The following is a 16,252-nucleotide window of genomic DNA, read 5'->3' as shown; positions in this document are numbered from 1 at the left end:
GATTTTGTTGAATCGAACCGTAGAATTATCGCATAGATGCCCGCTCCAAGCGAGCCAACGGACGGGACGCCGATTTTCCATGTAAATCGAGGTGAAAATTCTCGACCATGAAAAAAGTCTGGCTGCCGAAAGGGAATTCTTCCGACAGCCAGATCTGATTTATGGCGACACTGATCGGTGCATCAGGAGTCGCTAGTGTGTTCCGCGGCACTACGCCTGTGTGTTGGGAGCCGCGGGAACCACGTAGTTTTCTCGATACTCGCGAGTCAGTAACTCGTCGGCCTGAGGATTCGAAATGAATTTTTCCTGTACGGGATCCATTTCCAACCACGGTCCGACGTGGAGTTTTGGATCGGAGATATCGACTCCATTCGCAGCGAGGTGCTGTTCCATGCGCTCAAATGAACTCGCCCAGACCGGGATGGACGCCACTTGCTTGCGGATTTCTTCCGCAGTTGCAGGCTGACCAAGCATGTAGCTGATGGCTCCCGTGTGGCAAAGTGCGCTGGAAAGGTGGCCTTCCAGAATGTCGCCGTTCAAATCGGTATACCGACCGGAGCGGACTGCATCGAACAGGTTGTCGAAGTGAAGCTTGGTCACGTCCCCCTTCGAGGTCCATTCCTCGATGACTTCGCCGTCGTGGTGATGCGCAGTGACCTTCGAGTAATTCGATGGGACCAAAACGTACCCATTTTCACATTCGACCACGACGCCGACCTGAGACCCCCGGTAATCGTCCATCCCGGTGTTCCAGTCGAGATCCTTCTTTGGCAATCCGCGCGTTTCAAAAATGAGGGGAGCATTTTCGTATGCGTGGTACGCGATCTGAGTGTTCGGGGTGTTTCCCGCGTCATCGTAACCAACTCGCCCACCGATACTCGTGACTCGAGGCGACAGCTGGTGGGTTCCAAGGAACCACCGGGCAATATCCATCTGGTGGATCCCCTGGTTTCCCATATCGCCATTTCCAGTGTTGAAGTCCCAATGCCAGTCGTAATGGAACTGCGGGCGAAAGAGGTCGACCATTGCTGCTGGTCCGCACCAGAGATCGTAATCAACTGAAGCCGGAATCTTGAGAGGCTCAGTTAATTTGCCAATCGATTTTCGTGGCTTAAAGCAAGTTCCGATGACCTGCTTGATCGCGCCGAGTTTTCCTTCCTGCACATAATTTACTGCAGCCTTCAGGCTCTCGCTGGATCGGGCCTGGGTTCCGGCCTGACACATACGATCCAGCTTGCGAGACCAGCCCACAGCCTGACGTCCTTCCCAGACGTTGTGCGAAACCGGTTTCTCGACGTACACGTGTTTCCCTGCCTGCATGGCAAGAATTGAAATCAAGGAGTGCCAGTGATTCGGAGTCGCTGTCGTGATGATATCGACGTTTGGATCTTCCAGCACTTTCCGGAAGTCCTGAACGATTTGGGGAGCACGCCCCTGAAGGTCTTCCACACCTTTTGCTTTACTACCGGCGTTATTGAGGTCTGCGTCGCACAGGTAGAGAACCTCTGCATCCAGGCGGCCCGCCGTCTGGCCAATGTGAGAACCTCCTCGCCCTCCAGTTCCGATCACCGCGACTCCCAATTTGTCGTTCGAGCTTTTACTTTGAAAAGTCTCCTGCGCCTGGAGGAAATTGCGACGAAGAGCAACGCTTCCAGCGGTTGCAGCTGCGGCTGCCTGAAGGAAATATCTTCTCGTAAGGGACATGATCAGATTCCTTGGAGTAAAGCCCGTTTCAGGAGTGAGTATCGGCGACTGCGAGCAACAGGGCAGTTCGGACGTGTTCATTGTCGTGGCCGAATCGCAAATTGATCAAGAATCACTTTTGCGATTCGGTTGGTTTTGAACGCCAGTCTGGATTGATATCACGTAGTATATTCGGATTTCAGTGACGTATTCAAATCTGAAAATTCAATTTTGACTGATGCGGTTTTGTGACCTAACGTTTCAGGCTCACAATTGTCATCTGAAAAAATCGTCCACTTCAAAGGAATCGCTATGAATGACGCCGCCACTCAGCCATCGGGCACCCTGATCAGCAACGCAACGATTCTCATCCTCAGTGGATTTTTGATTGGGATTTCAGTGGCCCAGCCTCTGGGCGACTTCGGATTCTACGTTTTTGCATGCGGATCTGCGGGAATGATTGCTTACCTCGCTCTGGAGGTCATTGGGATTCGCAAGAATCAGGTGGAGGTCGAAGAACAGCAACTTGTTGTTGACCGTCTCCTGAAGCACGTGAACTCAACATCCGGTCATGCTGCTCAATAGTTTGAAGACACTCAACTTCAGACGGACTCGAGAACTCGCAAAGCTGTGCGTCATGAACGTCAGCTTTGCGTGTCGTTCACTCGTTGGAATCTGATTCCGGAAGCGGAACCTGCTCAGAGTGCTGCAGGTAGCCGATGAGGTCTCTGATTTGCTCGTGCGTGAGTGGGTCGATTTGACCTTCCGGCATCGGGGACAGTTCGGTTGTCTGAAGTTCTTCGATCGCCTCTTTCTCCAGCGAAAACCGCTCTTGTAGCGACTGCAGTGTAAGTGTCGTTTCCGTCTGAGAGACGATCACACCATTCAGAATGCGACCGTCGTTCATTGCGATTACTGATAGGCGGTAATCTTTGCTGACGACTGCACTTGGGTCGACAATGTTCTCAAGTAGGTAGTCGAGGTTCTTGCGATTGGACCCAGTGAGATCAGGAGCGATTGCTCCCCCTTCCCCATAAATTCGGTGACACTTACTGCAGATCGATTGAAATAATTTTCTGCCATTCGACAGATCCGGATTCCCGAGTTTTTCGTCCCCGAGAAGCCGTTTTAGTTCCTGAATCCGTTTCAGTTTTTCTTCGGGCGTTTCTCTCAATTGTCCCCAGACATGGAGGACTTGAGCATCAAGCTCCGGGGACTTCATGCTGCGGATCTGACGTACATGAAATGATGTCAGGTCAGACCGTGGGATCTCTCCCTTTTCAATAGCGTTCAACAGCAATTTCGCAAACGATGGACGGGTCGTCAGGACGGAAACCATCTGGGATCGTTCATCGTCTTTGCTTTCGATGCAGATCTGAAGCAGGTCTTCGCCAATCTGAACATCGTCGAAGAGCGCTAGACCGCTCGCTGCCGTTAAACTGAAGTTTCGATCCTTCAACAAACGTTGGCAAATCTGCTTCAAGTTGGCAGGTCGGGCATCGATGAGATGTGTCAATGCTGCCTGTCGCTCGCTCTGCAAGGCGTTGTCATCGAAGGCAATTTGCTGAAGTTCCTCTAGTGCTTGTGGATCGCCGAAGAGAAGGTTGAGTTGCCGCACCCGTTCTCGAACCTGAGCATTGGGAGATCGCTTCATCACTGCGGTTGCAGCGGTCCAGGTTGCAGGAGGGACAGCACGTTTTCGCCCCTTCACCGCTTCTGAGATGCCATTCAGAATGTCAACGCGGAAGTCGTCACTCTGAGATGCCGTAAATGTGATCAGTTTTCCCAGCGGCCCGGGATTCTTCTCCAAGTCTTCTGTCAGTCTACGAGCAATGAAACTTCGGGTTATTGGCCACTGGCAGGCTGCGACGACGGGAAGAATCGACTCGGCATCGACATCAACTACCGGGATCAAGCCGTACCAAACCAGCAGGGGGAGGTTGTGATCTCCTGCGTCCTCTTGACGAGTGACCAATCCCCTGGCGAGTTCCGCTCGAAGCGAAACAGGGAGTCGCTGCAATGTGGACGCGAGCGTTAATCGGACAAAAGCTGAAGGATCGTTTCGTGCGAGTTCGACCAACGTCGGGAGCAGCTTTTTCGCTTCCTGCATGACTCGGGTTCTCTCGGATTCTTCAAGGTCGATCGGTCCCAATGGCCCGTCGAGTGGCCAGTCATCCGTGAGTAATCTGAGAGCCCAGACCCGATCGATTTCCTGTTTTGATTCGAGAAGCTCAGCAAGAAGTGTCGAGCTGCACCCACCGACCTGATGCAGTGTCAGCAACGACCGAATTCGTTGTTCAAGATTGGGCGATTGAAGAAAAAGGGTCGTGAGTTCTTTGATTGTCTCCGGTTCTAGCTGCTGGGCAGCGGACCGTTCCCCGAGAATCAGCCTCGCCTGCCGGATGAACCACTCGTTGGTGGAGAGATGGAGTTTGACAAGCTTTGAGTCCGGTTCGGCGCGGAGATTCAGCGGGTCCGCAGGAGGCATCTTGCCATAGGTGACCTTAAAAATCCGGCCGCTTGTGCGGTGAACTCCAGTGCTTTCATGGCATTCACCTGTATCACTCCAATCGAGAAGAAAGACGCCCCCATCGGGTCCGTACGATAAATCAATCCCGCGATACCAGGGGTCGCTCGTTTCTAGTAGGTCATCGCCATGTTTGGCGACGAAGCCGCTTTCACTGCGTTCGAGTATTTCCTGATTCAATCGCCGTCCGTGCAAGTTCACGGTGAAGAGATTCCCGCGATACTCAGCAGGCCAGTTCTCGCCCAGATAGATCATTGCTCCCGAGTGAGCATGCCCTCCACCATAGGAATTCGCGGCGCCATCGCGAGATTTCGTCCAGTGTGTTCCAGTGTCGAAATGCCAATGGTCTGCGTGTTGATCAATCATCTGGTAAACACGCGGGTTGGGATCGCTTCGTCCATTGCTGACGTAGTGCCCGCCTGCGATCGAGTGCCACAGGTGTCCGTTCACAGTGTTAACGAAAAAGCACTCTCCCAGAGCGGTCCAGTCATGTCCCCACGGATTGGTTGTCCCCGTGTTGAGAACTTCAACTCTCTTCTTGATCGGGTGATATCTCCACATCCCTCCACGCAATGGAACTCGCATCTCACTCGATGTCCCGATCAGTCCGGGGCATGATCCCCCGCACCGCCCGTAAAGCCAACCATCGGGGCCCCATTTCAGTCCGTTGGCGAAATTGTGGTAATTGGCCTGCGCGACGGTGAATCCATCCAGCTTGATCTGAGGCGGACCCTCCGGAACATCGTCCCCATTCGCATCCGGTATGAACTGCAAGTGGGGAGGAGTCATGATCCAGACGCCGCCGTGTCCGATTTCGAGGCTCGTCAGCATCTGCACCTGGTCTGTGAAGACCTTTCGATGATCGAAAACTCCATCTCCATCGTCATCTTCGAGAATAATAATGCGGTCGCGAAGTCCCATTTCAAAGCGGGTTCGGCTCTCCGCGTAAGTGTAGTTCTCCGCGATCCAAAGACGGCCACGATCATCCCATGCCATCGCAATCGGGTTTTGAACATCTGGTTCCGCAGCAAACAACGTCGATCGGAACCCCGCTTTGAGTTCGATCGAGTCGAGCGCAGTCTGCGGGGGTGTGGCGATCGCCTGAGCGTCATCACGGGAATTGAACGGCGCCGGAAACTCCATCGCGTCAGCGTCGAGGTTCAGCGGACCCCAAGATGCGACAAAGAATGCGGATCGGATCAAGAGCTTCCGAAATGTTCCCATCGACAGTCCAAGATTGAAGGCGAGAAGAAGAGTTTAAAGGACATCGCTTGTGGGCCTCTGGGATTCCCGTTTCGCCGATGGCATTGTCATCGCACCGGCCAAAACAAGGGTTCATGCTACTGGGAACCGCAAATTCTGCCGAGTAGAATCAGTCAGGATTGTCGGATGGGTGGTCAGATTTTTGCAAAAAGGTCTCTCTAGTTTCTCGCTGTGTTTGGGGCAGCCCGGGTCTGGCGTCCTCTCCCCAGTCGAGAAGTCAGTGAAATGCGGGATTTTGAGAGCTGAATTTCGTTCTGAGGCATCTTGAAAGCAGGCTCTCGCAATTCACCAGTTTTCGTATAGGATCTGGGAGCACCCTCCCACTGTTTGAAATCGGGTAAGCTGGGGTTTTGATCACGGCCAAGACTGTTAGAATGGGTCGTCAAAACGGAATTGCGCCGACGCAATGGTCCCCGTTTCCCGTTCATGGTTCAGGAGATTCCTGTCAGTGGACTGAAATTCCCGGTTGGGCAGAAGCCCTTTCCTCATCCGGGGAATTTCATAATGATCGATCACATCCCAAGACGGGATGATTTGCATTCAATAGTAAAAGAGAATTGCACATGGCCACGAATGATGCTGTCAACGATCTGGAGCCTGCCGTAAAAGCAGCAGCCGAAGGACAGTTGGAAGGAATTGATGCCGTCGAACTCGAAGAGTGGTTCGAGTCTCTGGAAGATGTCATTCATCGCTATGGCCCCGAAAAAACCAAACAACTTCTCGTTCATCTGCGTGAACGCGCCTATCACCGTGGCGTGATGATGCCGTTTTCGGCAACAACCCCTTACATCAACACCATTCCGCTCTCGGAGCAGCCTCGCTACCCAGGAAATCTGGAGATCGAACGCAGCATCAAATCGATCATTCGATGGAACGCTGCTGCCATGGTTGTCCGTGCGAACCGCAAGACTGACCATGCGGGTGCCGTTGGTGGGCATATCTCCACATTTGCAAGTGCTGCAACACTTTACGAAGTTGCATACAACCATTTCTTCCACGGCCGCACTGCCGATCACACTGGGGACATGGTGTACTTCCAAGGTCACGCGTCACCGGGGATGTACGCACGCGCTTTCCTCGAAGGACGGCTTGATGAAAGTCACCTTGAGAACTTCCGACAGGAATCGGTTCGCGGTACAGGACTTTCCTCCTATCCACACCCTTGGTTGATGGAAGATTTCTGGCAGTTCCCGACAGTGTCGATGGGATTGGGCCCAATCTGCTCCATCTATCACGCCAGATTCCTGCGATATCTTGAGCATCGCGGCCTGAAAGATACGTCCAAATCGAAGGTCTGGGCATTTTTGGGCGATGGTGAGATCGACGAGCCAGAATCACTCGGAGCAATCACTCTCGCTTCCCGTGAAAACCTCAACAACCTGATCTGGGTTGTGAACTGCAATCTGCAGCGTCTCGACGGTCCGGTTCGCGGAAACGGAAAGATCGTTCAGGAACTCGAAGGGGCCTTCCGTGGCGCTGGCTGGAACTGCATTAAAGTTGTCTGGGGGGGAGACTGGGATTCACTGCTCGACCGGGATGTGAACGGCAAGTTGGTGAAACGCCTGGGCGACATCGTCGACGGGCAGTTCCAGAAGTACACCGTCTCCAAGGGGGACTACATCCGCGAGCACTTCTTCGGCACAGACCCGGAATTGCTCGAACTTGTCGACCACCTGTCAGACGACCAACTTGAAAAGCTGCGTCGCGGCGGACACGATCCAGAGAAGGTGTTCGCAGCCTACAAGGCAGCGACCGAGCATACGACTGGCCCAACCGTCATTCTGGCCCAGACCATCAAGGGGTACGGGCTGGGTGAAGCAGGTGAAGGCCGTATGATCGCCCATAACAATAAGAAGATGAACTTCGAGGAGCTCAGGCAGTTCCGCAAGCGATTCAGTATTCCCATTCCGGAAGAAGCAGTCGAAACCGCGCCATTCTACAAGCCGGCTGAAGACAGCGAGGAAATGGTCTACCTGCGTGCCAAACGTGAACAATTGGGGGGCGCAGTTCCGTCACGTGTTCCAACCAAAGAACGTCTGGAAGTCCCTACGCTCACAGACAAGTCGTTTGCACGGCAGTTGAAGGGAACCGAAGGCAAAGGGGGCGCAAGTACCACCCAAGCCTACGGAGCGATGATTCAAGGTCTGATGCGTGACAAGGTGATCGGGGATCGTATCGTTCCGATCATCCCTGACGAAGCTCGAACCTTCGGTATGGAGTCGATGTTCAGTACCTTCGGAATTTATTCCAGCAAGGGACAGCTGTACGAGCCTGTCGACCGCGTCGACGGCAACCTGATGTACTACAAGGAAGCCAAAGACGGACAGGTTCTGGAAGAGGGTATCAACGAAGCTGGAGCCGTCAGCTCCTTCATCGCTGCGGGGACTGCTTACAGCAATCTCGACCTGAACATGATCCCGTTTTACGTGTACTACTCGATGTTCGGGTTTCAGCGTATCGGCGACCTGATCTGGTTAGCAGCAGACAGCCGCGCGAAAGGATTCCTCGTTGGAGGAACATCCGGTCGCACGACTCTCAACGGAGAAGGCTTGCAGCATCAGGACGGCCACAGCCAGCTGATCGCGACAACCGTTCCGCAATTGCATGCCTACGACCCAGCATTCGCATTCGAACTCGCTGTGATCATGCAGGACGGCTTGCGCCGGATGTACACTGAAGGTGAAGAGATCTTCTATTACCTGTCCGTGTACAATGAATCCTACGAAATGCCAGCGATGCCCGAAGGGGACGGCGTTAAAGAGGGCATCCTTAACGGGATGTACAAGTTCCGCAGCACCGAAAGTGGCGCTGGTCAGGAGCATCGTCCTCAACTCTTCGGATCGGGAACAATTCTTAACGAAGTGTTGCGTGCCCAGAAGCTTCTCAAGGAGAAGTTCGACATTGGATGCGATGTTTGGAGTGTCACCAGCTACAGCGAACTCTGCCGTGCTTCGATGGACGCAGATCGTTGGAACATGCTGCACCCGACTGAGCAGCCACGTCAGTCTTACCTGATGCAGACCCTGGCAGACCTGCATGGTCCATTCATCTCCTCCAGCGACAACGTTCGTCTGGTGGCAGATCAGATTCGGCAGTGGATTCCCGGTAAGTACACCGTTCTGGGATGCGATGGATTCGGACGAAGCGATACCCGCCCGGTACTGCGACGTCACTTCGAAGTCGACGCGGAATGCACCGCGTACGCCACGCTGCAGGCGCTCTCTGAATACGATGCGTTTCCGGTTTCCAAGCTTCCTGGAGCATTGAAGGAACTCGGAGTGGATGCAGAGAAGATCAACCCACGCCTCGCGTAGTGAGTTGGTTCGGTTGAGGTTACCAGCGGCCGCCCTTGTTTCAGGGGCGGCCGCTTTTTGTTTTCTGCAGTGAAAAGTGATCTGTTTTTGTGCCTCAAAGAAACACCAGAGAGAATCTATTGACATTTCAATAGTCTACATGTAATGTAATTATGTCGAGTGAGAAATCACCCATCGCCAAACGATCATCGAGAGAGGAAGTCATGGGGCAGCTTCAAAAGGATTTGAAAAAGAAAAAGCCTTTTGAGCAGCCCGCGCAGGAAGCCATCCTGAATCTGCTGCGAACGAGCGATCTTTACCAAAATCGCTTTGGTCGGCTGTTCCGCAAATTCGGAATCACCGACTCGCAGTATAACGTATTGCGGATACTTCGAGGCGAAGGGACACCGCTTCCCAGTCTCGAAATTGCCAGCAGAATGATTCAGGTTGTTCCCGCAATTACCGGCTTGATCGATCGATTGGAGAAACAGGAGTTCGTGAGTCGTCAGCGTTGTGTGCAGGATCGACGCGTGATTTTTATCCAGTTAACCCCGAAGGCAACAGCACTTCTGGAACAGATGGATGATGCGGTCGATGAACTGCATCATGAGTTGATCGGGCACCTGACTCATTCCGAGTTGAAGGAACTGATTCGGTTGCTTGAGAAGGCGAGAGTTCACCTGGTCGATACGGATTCCTGATTGGGGATTCATCCTCGTCGCTGCTACCAATTGGTAGCCTTTTTTTGGCCCAGATAATTTACATGTGAAATGTTCACTAGAATGGTATGTGAGAGTCATGTTTCAGATCAGACCATCCGCAAGTCGTGGCCACCTCAATCACGGATGGCTCGACACTTACCACACTTTTTCCTTCGGATCCTATTATGACCCTGCAGCCATGGGTTTCCGCTCATTGCGAGTGATGAATGAAGACCGCGTCGCTGCAGGTGCAGGCTTCGGAACGCATCCTCATCGTGACATGGAGATTTTGACATACGTTTTAGAGGGAGCAATCGCGCATAAGGACTCGATGGGAAATGGGGAGACCCTTCGGCCCGGCGAGTTTCAACGGATGACTGCCGGCACAGGGATTACTCATAGTGAGTTCAATCCTTCTTCTACGGAAGAACTCCATCTGTATCAGATTTGGTTGCTTCCGGAGAAGAAGGGACTCGAACCCAGTTATGAGCAGAAGAAGTTCGATGATCAATCGATGCGAAACCAGTTCAGGCTTGTGGCGTCTCGGCAGGCCAGAGACGGGTCGCTCGCCGTTCAGCAGGATGTCGACATTTACTTGAGTCGGCTTACCAGCGGTTCATCGGTGGCTTACGACATTGCTGCCGGAAGGCATCTTTGGCTTCAGGTGCTTCGAGGAGAGATCGTCGGTAACGGACATGTTCTGTCGGCAGGTGATGGGGCAGCACTGAGTGATGAATCGCAACTTGAAATAGTTGCGAGCGAAGATTCGGAAGTGATGCTTTTTGATTTGGCGTGATTGTTCTCAAGTCGTGGAATAAAAAATCGACCAGCACGGCAGATTGCGTGGAAATCGCAGTCTGCCGTGTCTCCTGTTGGGCAGTTTGCTGCACCCTCTAAGGAGCAAACAAATCGCCCAAAATGCCCGGTCTCGAAAAAACAGATCTGGACTGCTCAGGTTTGACCCGCGAAAATTCATTCGAAAGGGACATGCCATGGATCTGTTTAACGTGAGTGATCAAATACTCTCGGAAGTCCAGACATGGGACGGCGTCACTTTGGAATTGAACCGTTCTGGCTGGACTGAGATTCGATTTCACCGCATGGTCTTTGGGCATCTCCATCATCATGGATCGCTCGATGTCCTTCTGCCCAAACCTCTGAAAATTCAGTCAGTGCTCGCTGGCGACGCCGAGCCTCATCCGAACATTCCGACCAGTGGCTGGGTGACGATACTCCTCGGCGATCAGTCGAAGACTGACCAGGCACTTCGCGTGCTCGCACGGGCGTACGATGCGCTCCCTCATCGGACAGATCGGTTTGGTACGATTTGTGCCAATTGAGTTGGTCTCGCTCACTGCTGGCGAGGCGCGCTGCGAAAAGACTTATGATTTCGGCTCATGCTCAGGGGCTGAATTGCAATCAGCTGCCTGATGGGAGATCACAGGCTGCGTGCCCGTCCTCCACTCCGAGTGTTTAGCGCCCAGCGAGTTCTTTCGTGTCTATTAATAATCTTAAAAGCACTGTGATTGACTTAATGTCGCGAGCGCGGATCTCGATATTGGAATTAGCTCGAATGTGGTGATTTTGAAACGCCGCTCGAATCGTTGTGTCGGTTAGTAGTCAACTAGAACCAGCGTCATGCATTCATATCTGTTTTGTGAAGACGATTCCAATGTGCAGTTTTTTTCGAGGCTTCAATTAGCACTCAGAGGAAAGACTGCTGTGCGACAGGCAGGGGCGTCGCGGGCTCCTGATGTAACTTGCCAGTCGGGGAATCCCCTGCTCTTGTCTGAGGTGAAGAGCGTTCGTCGAACTTGCTCCCCCCTCAGCTTTCGCAGCCAGGAGCCCAACTGATCATCGCGTGACCATTGGAAGAGACTTGCACAATGGCTCCCTCCCCGGCGGTTACAGCCTGCTTCTGAACAATTGGATGACTGCTTTTTCACGTTCCAAATTGATTTCAGGAAACTCCAGCACTTCCTGGAGTATGGATGCTGTGGTTGGGCGACTGGTAGTGCCGAGTGAGCCGTGCGGCACCGCATTCATCCCGTCCGGACCCTCCGGGATTTGAAACAGGACCGTATCTTTCACCTCGAAAGCGTTCAGGTTCATCGGCCTTCTCAGTTCGATCTCCCCGAGCAGTTTCACTTCCTGACGCTCTTTTCCTGAAACGATGCGTACACCTGTGTCAGGCCCGAATTGAAGAAGTTCGCCTTCCTTGGGGAACTGCGTGATCTGGATTCCCGGAAGTACGACGTAGGACTTTCCTGCGATGACCATGGATAGCTTGGATTCGTTATTCAACGTCAGTCGACCGAAACGTGTGAGGTACTCCTGACCGTTCTCGTCGATGACCGCAATGAAATCGGGGCCCCTCACAGCAATGTCGAGGAGTGCCCCCGTGCGTAGGTGAATATCGTCAGGAAGCACCAGTCGAGACTCGCAACGAAGTTTCACATCGCCATTGTCGTCGATCGATTCAATGAGGTATGCACTGCTGGGGATGAATCCGGGGGTTGTCGCGAAGAGCAGGTTCCGCTCGTGAATCGCGATCGCTTGTTGAATCGCGATGCGATCTGAGTCACGTGACATCGTTTCATCAGGAAAAGAAGGCGCGACTTCAGAAGGAGATGCTGGAAGAAACGAATCGGCCATGCCGGTAGGGCCGGGAATGGGACCCCCGAGCAATTTCCACATCTTCAATATGCCGGGGACATCTTCCTTCTTCACTTCCTTCAGTGCTTCGAACCAGACCTCTCGTTTTTCGGCCGGGAGATCACTCAGTTCGATGTCGATGATACCGCGAATGGTCTCCCGATCTCGATCGGTGTTTGTGGAGAGAGGAGCAGCGTCACCCGCACGAAGTGGTTGGGGTTCAGCAACTCTCGGAGGGGAGATTGGGGGAGGAACTGAATCACTTTGCGTCTGCATGACCTCGTTCTCCCCGGCGTCGATCGCAATCGCAGTCTTGAGCGGGGAAGAATCATCGAGAGACTCAATGTCAAATTCCTCTTCACTTCGTGGCGAATCGTCGTTGTGAAGGGAGATTCGATTCAAAGAGCCAATCAAACTCGGATTGGCTGCCTGGGATAGGTATGCAGTCTGGTAGTCAACAGCGACATCGCGGGAGGCCGGCTTCAGAAAGTGACTGGACAACAGCCCGACACCAATCCCCAGAATAATGCCGGGTAGGAACGCAGCTCGAATACTTGACATGACACTCTCTCTGCAGCGGCCCTCATTGCAAGTTGATTTTGTGATCAATGACTCGCTGCATGTCTAATGAACGCTGGAAATCTGCTGGTCGAGCGGGGGCTGTCCCGCAAAATCATAAGGGTAAAATCAGCGTCACGTTAGGTCAGAATTGCAAATAACGCAAGTTGAATCGTTGACGTGTGAAATGTGCTGATAAACTCAATGCTAATAGCCTGTACGGCAATTCAAACGATTGCCTGAATCCGAATAGCGACCTATGCGACTGTAGGACCGTCTTCAAAAGAACAATCCAGAGCTTCTTTGAGGCAGGTAGATACAGGACCGAGGCATTCAGGAAGACCAGTCCATGTTCCCGATTCGAGACAATGTCCCCTCCACAATTTCCCCACTGGTCAATTACCTGCTCATTGTGGTGTGCGTCCTCGTTTTTTTAGCCCAGTCGATGGAGTCGCCTGATGGGCCATCTCTTGTCGAGCGTTACGGGTTTATTCCAGTTCGCCTGACGGCCCCTGATAAGCCTGTGGAAATTACCGTCTCCGCTCGCAGAGTAGAGACAGAACGCGGGCCGATGATTGAGTATCAAAAGAAGACCGCAGCACCATCCGCCGTACCGCCCTGGATGACACTTCTTACTTGCTGCTTTCTGCATGGAGGATTCATGCATCTCTTCGGGAACATGTGGTTCCTCTACATTTTCGGGGATAACATCGAAGATCGCTTCGGGCACCTTGGGTACTTGCTCTTCTATTTGATCTGTGGTGTTGCAGCGAGTTTGATTCACTATTTCACGGACACGACTTCGAGCATTCCCACGATCGGAGCAAGCGGGGCGATCGCCGGCATCATGGGGGCTTATTTCGTCTGGTACCCCGGTGCGCGAGTCCAGGCGCTGATCCCATTAGGCATCATCATGCAAATCGTCGCTGTTCCAGCATTCCTCTTCCTGGGGCTCTGGTTCGCGATTCAGCTCTTCTCCGGGTTTGGTAGCGGGGCGGGCGGCGAGTCCGGCGGCGTCGCGTTTTGGGCCCATATCGGTGGATTTGCTGTGGGAGCGATTTTGGCGTTCCTTCTCGACCGGCTTCGTGTCCTCCGGCCGCTCGAACCGATTCGGAATTCCAAGTTCTAATCGCGACCCTCAGCCTCACTGCCGTCCGCGATGAGAAACGAATCGACACAAGCCTGTTTCAAAAGAAATTGCCTCCTGTGGGAGCGAATTCACCGCTGGTGCGGTATTTGGGATCCCACGGGGAGGCACCGGGAGGCGTTGCTGAGAAGAGCTTCGCTTCAAATGTCTCCGAGCGAAAACAGATGTGGATTGTCTGCTTCAAAAGGATGGATCTTCTTGAGCGACTTCGATTGAGGCATCGCGTCGAGTAGGACGCGTGCCATTTTGAAATCGTCCTGAGTTGTGATCTTAAAGTTGATTGCAGAACACTCGACGACCGAGACGGGGTGGCCAATGCGCTCGATCAGTTGGGCTTCGTCCGTGGCGACGAAACCATCGCGTTTGGCGTAGGCCTCCATCAGGAGTTGACGGCTGAAAACCTGAGGGGTCTGGGCAGCCCACAGTTGCTCTCTTGGAACTGTCTCCGAAATGACTCCGTTTTGTACACGCTTAATGGTGCTGGCGATCGGAGTTCCTGGGATTGCTGCTCCGGATTTGGTCGCAGCGCTAAACACTCTCGCAACGTCATCAGAGCCGACAAGCGGGCGGGCAGCATCATGTACTGCAACGAAGTCCACATCCGGTCTGACATGCGCAAGGGCATTTTGAACGGAGTCTGCACGTTCACTTCCGCCACAGACAACATCGACATTCATAAACGCCAAATTCGGGCGGAATTTCTCTTTGAACCATTCCGCGTCGTCGGGGGAAACGACGACGATCGATTGTGTCACGTCCGGGTGACTGTGCAGCGGCTCAAGTGCTCGAACCCAAATCGGTCGTCCGTTCAAATCGATGAACGGTTTCTTGCGATGGCTGTCGCCGAATCGTGAGCTCTTACCTGCGGCGGCCAGGATGATGGCAAAATTGGGCATACGGGAACCTCGTCAGGACGAAGCAATAAAAAAAGCGGCATTCGGAAATGCCGCTCGGTGGTCATCGAGTTGGAAGATGAATTTGACTACGCGGTCTTGATCCGGTCTTCAAGTGTCTGAACTACATCCTGCATTGTCCAGATCTCAGTCGAAATCTGAATAGTTTCCGCCTCGGTGATTTGCTGGAGAACTTTCTTCTCTGCTGACATCACGGTGCTGTGATTTCGACCGCCGAAGTAATGTCCAATCTCGCTGTAAGCGGTCTGGGTCATTTTGCGAGAGAGGTACATCGCCAACATGCGAGGCTGGGAAATCGTTCGTTTACGCGAACTGGATTTGAGTTCCTCCGCCGGAACTCCAAAGAACTCGCACACGGCGTTTTCGATGTCGCTGACGCGCACCAGCCGAAGACAGTCTCGTTCCAATCGACCAAGGAGTTGCCGGGCGGACGAGATTGTGACTTTGTTTTTGGTCATTTGCGACCAAGTTGCCAAGACGTTCACAGCACCTTCCAGTTCACGAACGTTGTTCGTAAATCTGGCGGCAACATATTCCATTGAGTCTTGGGTAAATCGTGCCTTCATACGCGTGGCATGACGACTGACAATTTCCAGTCTCATTTTTTCCGTTGGAACTTCGATGCGTGCGACGATCCCTGAGAGAAACCGACTGACCAGCTCATCGGATGTTCGGGTGAGCAGTCGAGGATGGCGGATTGCTGTCAAAGCAACCTGGCGTCCTTCGACTTCGAATTGCTTCAAAGTGTGTAGGAATTCTTCCTGAAACCCCTTCTTGCCGTCGAAGAAATCAACGTCATCGACTAACAGGACGTCGACACCACGGAATTTGGCACGGAAGCTGGGAAGGCTTCTCGCCGCCAGTGCTTGTGTGTAGTAGTTGCCAAACTGTTCGGCAGTCAGGAACAGGACCTGCTGGTGTGAGTACTCTCTGCGAAGGCGGTTTCGGATTCCTTCAAGAAGATGGGTTTTTCCGTTCCCGACACTGCCATGAATGTACAGTGGCGAAACGGTACCCGGTTCCTGAATGAAATGTTGCACCGCAGCCATGGGAAGCTCGTTGGCTTCTCCGACGACGATGTCGTTCAGTGAATAAATTCTTTTCGCGCGACCGCCGACTTCACGGGCGTCACGTTGTGCTGCAGGAGCCGCAGTCTTTCTTGCTACGCTCTTCTGAGTTGGAAGCCGAATGGATTTCGCTTCCGTGGCAGTAGATGCCGGGATGGGGGTCAGTGTGAGTTCAGCGCCAACTTCGTAGTCAATGCTGACGTCCGGGCCAACGACACTGGCAGTGATTTTCAGGAGTTCGGATTCAAACTGCTTCTGAACCCATTTGACCATGTATGGGCTTTGAACGTGCACTGTAAGCCGCGCACCGTTGAGCTCCAATTGAGTCGCGCCACCAAACCAGTTTTGGTACCGTCGCACTCCAATGGACTGCAATAGAGCTTGTCGAACAGAATTGAGAACTGTTTCATTGTCATGACCGCCTGATGACAATACGGGTAGCAT

11 protein-coding genes are annotated in these 16,252 nt (G+C 53.1%); 6 read left to right on the top strand and 5 right to left on the bottom strand.

All coding sequences use genetic code 11. From position 1 onward, the window contains the following. Positions 1 to 210: 210 nt before the first annotated feature. Positions 211 to 1,704 (bottom strand): Gfo/Idh/MocA family protein, encoded by a 1,494-nt coding sequence (locus SH668x_RS00055; RefSeq protein ID WP_437186664.1) that lies wholly within the window; start codon positions 1,702 to 1,704, stop codon positions 211 to 213. Positions 1,705 to 1,995: 291 nt separating this feature from the next. Here SH668x_RS00055 and SH668x_RS00050 point away from each other — a divergent pair, with 291 nt between their 5' ends. Beyond that, positions 1,996 to 2,268, top strand: coding sequence for a hypothetical protein (locus tag SH668x_RS00050; protein ID WP_437186663.1), 273 nt, complete (start codon positions 1,996 to 1,998; stop codon positions 2,266 to 2,268). Between the two features lie 76 nt (positions 2,269 to 2,344). On the opposite strand, the gene SH668x_RS00045 is transcribed toward SH668x_RS00050, so the two are convergent. Beyond that, complete coding sequence (locus SH668x_RS00045) at positions 2,345 to 5,434, bottom strand: PVC-type heme-binding CxxCH protein (protein ID WP_437186662.1); 3,090 nt, start codon at positions 5,432 to 5,434, stop codon at positions 2,345 to 2,347. Between the two features lie 602 nt (positions 5,435 to 6,036). On the opposite strand from SH668x_RS00045, the gene aceE reads away from it, so the two are divergent. The 4 genes from aceE (at position 6,037) to SH668x_RS00025 (ending at position 10,807) form a co-directional block, all read left to right on the top strand. After that, entirely contained in the window at positions 6,037 to 8,787 is a 2,751-nt protein-coding gene (aceE, locus tag SH668x_RS00040) for a pyruvate dehydrogenase (acetyl-transferring), homodimeric type (RefSeq protein ID WP_437186661.1), read from the top strand. A gap of 203 nt (positions 8,788 to 8,990) precedes the next feature. Continuing rightward, positions 8,991 to 9,467 (top strand): MarR family winged helix-turn-helix transcriptional regulator, encoded by a 477-nt coding sequence (locus SH668x_RS00035; protein WP_437186660.1) that lies wholly within the window; start codon positions 8,991 to 8,993, stop codon positions 9,465 to 9,467. A gap of 97 nt (positions 9,468 to 9,564) precedes the next feature. Continuing rightward, positions 9,565 to 10,263, top strand: coding sequence for a pirin family protein (locus tag SH668x_RS00030; protein WP_437186659.1), 699 nt, complete (start codon positions 9,565 to 9,567; stop codon positions 10,261 to 10,263). 196 nt (positions 10,264 to 10,459) lie between these two features. Then, entirely contained in the window at positions 10,460 to 10,807 is a 348-nt protein-coding gene (locus tag SH668x_RS00025) for a luciferase domain-containing protein (protein ID WP_437186658.1), read from the top strand. A gap of 565 nt (positions 10,808 to 11,372) precedes the next feature. On the opposite strand, the gene SH668x_RS00020 is transcribed toward SH668x_RS00025, so the two are convergent. Continuing rightward, the gene (locus tag SH668x_RS00020; RefSeq protein WP_437186657.1) at positions 11,373 to 12,683 is read right to left on the bottom strand and encodes a hypothetical protein; all 1,311 of its coding nucleotides are present in this window, start codon (positions 12,681 to 12,683) and stop codon (positions 11,373 to 11,375) included. A gap of 346 nt (positions 12,684 to 13,029) precedes the next feature. On the opposite strand from SH668x_RS00020, the gene SH668x_RS00015 reads away from it, so the two are divergent. After that, positions 13,030 to 13,809, top strand: a complete 780-nt coding sequence (locus tag SH668x_RS00015; protein ID WP_437186656.1) for a rhomboid family intramembrane serine protease — start codon at positions 13,030 to 13,032, stop codon at positions 13,807 to 13,809. 158 nt (positions 13,810 to 13,967) lie between these two features. On the opposite strand, the gene ispD is transcribed toward SH668x_RS00015, so the two are convergent. Next, positions 13,968 to 14,723, bottom strand: coding sequence for a 2-C-methyl-D-erythritol 4-phosphate cytidylyltransferase (gene ispD / locus SH668x_RS00010; RefSeq protein ID WP_437186655.1), 756 nt, complete (start codon positions 14,721 to 14,723; stop codon positions 13,968 to 13,970). Between the two features lie 86 nt (positions 14,724 to 14,809). Then, positions 14,810 to 16,252, bottom strand: a complete 1,443-nt coding sequence (gene dnaA / locus SH668x_RS00005) for a chromosomal replication initiator protein DnaA (protein WP_437186654.1) — start codon at positions 16,250 to 16,252, stop codon at positions 14,810 to 14,812.

The organism is Planctomicrobium mucosum, from assembly GCF_051466335.1.
Lineage (GTDB): Bacteria > Planctomycetota > Planctomycetia > Planctomycetales > Planctomycetaceae > Planctomicrobium.
Note: the sequence above shows the minus strand (reverse complement) of the source record. Positions and strands in the feature narration are given on the sequence as shown.